Here is a 1,370-nt window from a genome sequence, read left to right on the forward strand (position 1 = left end):
CCATGCAGCAGAGGTGATGGTACTGCCTAGCGCTGTTCGCCTTGTCGCTTCGGTGGTGGGCGGCATGAAGAACCGTTTGGCATTCCACGCAAGCCGATACCGTTCACCCCAGAATAGGATTACCCGGGATCAGACAGCGCTTCTCAAAGATCGGCTACAGATTTGTTGCAAGAACCGGCATGCCGAATATGATGTATTCTCCGCATTCCACGCCACGCCCCCGTTCATTTCCGATATTCTCCAGGAAACCCGGAGCCATGATGCACGTCTGCTGGTATCAATGTCGCCGGTTGACAGCCGCATGACAGCAGGAACCCTCTCCCTTCTGTCGGAAAAATGCCGGGATGCAGTGGATGGGCCGACACCTGTTGTCGTCGACGGCTTCTGGGATGATCCCGGCCTTAGGATGGTAAACGTTGACCACATTTTCCGCCATGGCCGGAACGATGCGGGCATCGCGCTTTTGCTGGCTTTTCATGGTACCATCATCAAGGATGTCCATGGTCGTGAGCCGGACTTCCATACCGGAGTCAATGAGACCCGGAGTATGGCTCACGCACTCCGAAATGCCGTGCTTGCCGATCCACGCAACCATTACACCCGCGTTGATGTAACGCATTACAACCACGATATGGGAGGAACCTGGACTTGGCCTTCCTTTCCAGCATCGCTCGATGCACTCATCGGTGCCGGGGTTGACCGAGCAGATGTATTCAGCTGCGGGTATTTTTCTGACGGGACGGAAACTCTTCTTTATGCCAGGAGGCATGCCGACAGGGGACCTGTCGAGGATGTGCATTTCCTGCCCTGTGTCAATGATTCTGAGGATTTCATAGGCCATCTTGCAGCTAGAATTTTCGCTGCAGTTGATGCTGGTTGCTGATATGCAATGATGGCGCCTTGCCCATACATGCAGGCCGGCATGCATGTTTTTGTTGTTGCATGCTTTTTACGAAGGCTGAAGCCGGATTGGCCGAACTATTGCTATATTGAGGCGCAACTGTCATTATTTCAATGCGTTGCGTTTTTTAGAAACTTAATCAGGAACTGTTCTCATGGCACATAAAATCAACGACACCTGCATCATGTGCGGTGCCTGCGAGCCGGAATGCCCGGTCAACGCAATCTCCCCGGGTGATGATACCTACGTAATCGATGCGACCAAATGCGTTGATTGTGTCGGCCATCATGATGAGCCCGCCTGCGTCGCGGTATGCCCGAGCGACAGCATAGAAAAGGCTTGATTGTAAGTAACGCGTTGTTCCCTCGCTGCTATGTGCTGCGAGGGGGACGCGGCTATTTCAGACCATTTTTTCGGCGGCCCCACTGGTAGGGGCTGTTTTTTTTTGAAAAAGCGACAAAATGATTTG

2 protein-coding genes are annotated in these 1,370 nt (G+C 53.0%); both read left to right on the plus strand.

Annotation, left to right across the window (positions count from 1 at the left end; translation table 11 throughout):
- On the plus strand, positions 1-883 hold an 883-nt coding region (locus tag A3K90_RS00660), incomplete at its 5' end, for a ferrochelatase (protein ID WP_303680688.1).
- Between the two features lie 172 nt (positions 884-1,055).
- Positions 1,056-1,244, plus strand: a complete 189-nt coding sequence (locus A3K90_RS00665; protein ID WP_041463710.1) for a 4Fe-4S binding protein — start codon at positions 1,056-1,058, stop codon at positions 1,242-1,244.
- Positions 1,245-1,370 lie beyond the last annotated feature (126 nt).

This window comes from Pelodictyon luteolum (genome assembly GCF_001622165.1).
Taxonomy (GTDB): Bacteria; Bacteroidota; Chlorobiia; order Chlorobiales; family Chlorobiaceae; genus Chlorobium; species Chlorobium luteolum_B.